This is a genomic window from Streptomyces sp. NPDC055078, from assembly GCF_053607985.1.
Genome location: NZ_JBSGUP010000823.1, coordinates 1 through 3,227, shown reverse-complemented (window position 1 = coordinate 3,227; position 3,227 = coordinate 1). Strand labels below are relative to the sequence as shown.

General features: G+C 71.7%; 3 protein-coding genes. 1 reads left to right on the top strand and 2 read right to left on the bottom strand.

The genetic code is table 11. From position 1 onward, the window contains the following. A partial coding sequence (locus ACWF94_RS37265) for an AraC family ligand binding domain-containing protein (protein ID WP_453499161.1) occupies nucleotides 1–389 on the bottom strand: 389 nt, incomplete at its 3' end. Nucleotides 390–474: 85 nt separating this feature from the next. Beyond that, nucleotides 475–954 carry an Lrp/AsnC family transcriptional regulator gene (locus ACWF94_RS37260; RefSeq protein WP_453499159.1) on the bottom strand — a complete coding sequence of 160 codons (480 nt, stop codon included), beginning with the start codon at nucleotides 952–954 and terminating at the stop codon, nucleotides 475–477. A gap of 279 nt (nucleotides 955–1,233) precedes the next feature. Between ACWF94_RS37260 and ACWF94_RS37255 the strand changes: the two genes are divergently transcribed. After that, nucleotides 1,234–3,227: pyruvate dehydrogenase (locus tag ACWF94_RS37255; RefSeq protein WP_453499157.1), on the top strand; the 1,994-nt coding region annotated here is incomplete at its 3' end.

Below are 3,227 nucleotides of genomic sequence, written 5' to 3'. Positions count from 1 at the left end.
GCGGAGCGGGCGACATAGGTGTAGCAGGCGACCCCGCCGGGGTCGCCGCCGCCGGTGTGCGGGGTGCCGGGCGGCACCCACAGCCCCTGCCCGGGGACCAGGCGCCGCACCCCGGTCCGGCTGTGGAGCGTCATGGACCCGGCGTGCGGCCACACGAGGAGTCCGTCGGGGTGTGTGTGGACCTCGGGGAGCACCCCGCCCGACGATTCACGGACCCCGCCCGACGATTCACGGACCCCGCCCGACGGTTCGCGGCCGTCGAAGACGGCGGTGGTCAGCAGATACGGCGGAGGCACCTGCACCCCGCCGATCACCGGCGCGGACCACCGTGGCAGGCCGCCCGGGGACGCGTCGACGCGTTCACGACCGGAGACCTGGGCAATCGACATGAATTTAGGTTAGCCTAACCTCTTTCCGGGCGTGACCTGTGGTGCCGGGAGAAGCATCGTGCCCGGCGCGGCCGGCCGGCCGTGGTCAGCGCTCGGCCGCTCGCCGCAGCAGAGGTGTGATCCGGTAGTCGACGAGCTGGTGCATGGCCAGGGCGGTGTTGGTGCGTTCGACACCGGGGATGGCCAGGATCTGACCGGCGACGCGATACAGATCGTCGGCGTCGGTGGCGACGACATGGACGAGCAGATCCCGCTCGCCGGTGAGGCCGTGGACCTGGAGCACTTCGGGGACGGCCGCGAGCGCCTCCGCGACCTGGCCCAGTCTGCGCTGGGTGACCTGGGTGGTGACGAAGGCCGTGAGGGGATAGCCCAGCGCCGCGGGATCGACCCGCTGCTCGAAGGAGCGCAGCTTGCCGGTCCGGTCGAACGAGGCCAGGCGGGCCTGCACGGTGTTACGGCTCAGCCCGCTGCGCTCGGCGAGCGCGACCGCGGTGGCGCGGGGATGCTCGGTGAGCGCCAGGAGCAGGCGGGCGTCTGTGGGATCGATCCGTTCCGGCTTGGGCACGGTGCTGCCTTTCGAGAAGCAGGAGGACTGGTGATTGTGCATTCTGCGCTATTTCCCGGCAGGAACTTGTGCACATTCCGGTCCGGTGGTGTCCTGAACGACAACGATTGCACGTCCCTCCTTGGAGCGCTGCGCCGACCGTGACCCGGTCGGCCCGACTCGTCCCGGGGCCGTACCGCTCCGTGCGCCTTGCGCGCGTCCCCCTTTTTTCCCGTTTTCCTTGCCAGCGCGCTGCCTCCGTGTGTCCCGGAGTGCCCGGCGTGAGGAGGCCCGTTTCCCATGACCACTGCATCTGAGACCCGCCGGCGTTCCACGACCGATCCCTACGCCGTCCTGGCCGAGGTCGAGAACCGCGTGCTGTGGCTGTCCGGCGCGATCGTCGACCACGCGAACCGGGTGCGTCCCAACCCGTCGGGGCTCAAGGTCGGCGGCCACCAGGCGTCGTCCGCGTCGATGGTGTCCATCATGACCGCACTGTGGTTCCGCCATCTGCGCCCCGAGGACCGGGTGTCGGTCAAGCCGCACGCCTCGCCCGTCCTGCACGCCATCAACTACCTGCTCGGTGAGCTGGACGCCGCGTATCTGCCGACACTGCGCGCCTGGGGCGGTCTGCAGAGCTACCCGAGCCGCTCGAAGGACCCCGATCCGGTCGACTACTCCACCGGCTCGGTGGGTATCGGGGCCACGGCCACGATCTGGGGGGCGCTGGCACGCCGTTACGCGGACAAGGCGGGCGACGGCCGTTTCGCGGGCCGGCAGTACGCCCTGGTGGGCGATGCCGAGCTGGACGAGGGCGCCGTGTGGGAGGCGCTGCTCGACCCGCAGGTCTCCGGTCTCGGCGAACTGGTGTGGATCGTCGACCTCAACCGGCAGTCACTGGACCGCGTCGTTCCGGACATCGCCGCCGACCGGCTCCAGGGCATGTTCGCGGCGGCCGGCTGGCAGGTCCTCACCCTTAAGTACGGCACGCTGCTGGAGGAGTTGTTCACCCGGCCGGGCGGGGACGCGCTGCGCTCCCGGATCGACGCCATGTCCAACCCCGAGTACCAGCGGCTGCTGCGCTGCCCGGCGGACGAACTGCGCGACCGGCTGCCGGGGACCGGCCCCGGTTCCGCCGGAATCTCCGGCCTGCTGGCCCGGATGGACGACGAGCTGCTGACCGACGCCATCCGCAATCTGGGCGGGCACGACATGGCCGCCCTGGACACGGCGCTGTCCGCCGTCGACGACACCCGGCCCACCGTGATCCTGGCCTATACGGTCAAGGGCTACGGCCTGCCGTCCCAGGGCCACCCGCAGAACCACTCGTCCCTGCTGACCGAGCGGCAGATGCGTGAACTCGCCGACCGGACCGGGGCCGATCCCGACCAGCCCTGGGCCGCCTTCGCACCCGATTCGGCGGCGGGACGGCTGTGCGCGGAGACCTCGGCGCGGCTGCGGCGCGTCCATCCGGCTCCGGTCGCCCCACCGGCCCTGCCCATGGACATCGGCCGCACCCCCGCCGGTACGGCGACCACCCAGGCGGCGCTGGGCCGCGTACTGCTCGATCTGACCCGCTCCGCACCGGAGGCGGCCCGCAGGGTGGTGACCGTGAGCCCGGACGTCAGCTCGTCCACCAATCTGGGCGGCTGGGTGAACAAGGTCGGCGTCTGGTCCGCCGGTGAGCGCACGGACTGGTTCGCCGACGATCCTGAGACCATTCTGCACTGGCGGGAGAAGCCGACCGGGCAGCACATCGAACTGGGTATCGCGGAGACCAACCTGGTCGGCGCCCTGGGCGAACTCGGCGCGACCTGGAGCCGGTGGGGCGAGCCCCTGCTGCCCATCGGTGTGCTGTACGACCCCTTCGTCCAGCGGGCCCTGGAACCCTGGTCCTACGGTATCTACGCCGGCGGGCAGTCGATCCTGGTCGGCACGCCGTCCGGGGTCACCCTCGCCCCCGAGGGCGGTGCCCACCAGTCCATCACCACCCCGTCGCTGGGGATCGAACAGCCGGGCTGTATCACCTACGAACCCGCGTTCGCCATCGACACGGAGTGGACCCTGCTGGCCTCCCTCGCCCGCCTGGGCAGGCCCGACGGCACCTCCGCCTATCTGCGGCTGTCCACCCGGCCGGTCGACCAGACCCTGGCCGCCGTGCCCGCGGACCCCGCCGCCCGCGAACGGCGCAGGCAGCAGGTCGTCGCGGGCGCCTACCCGCTGCTCCGGCGGGACGGCGCCCAGGTCACCATCGCCGCCATGGGCGCGATGGTGACCGAGGCACTGGCCGCCGC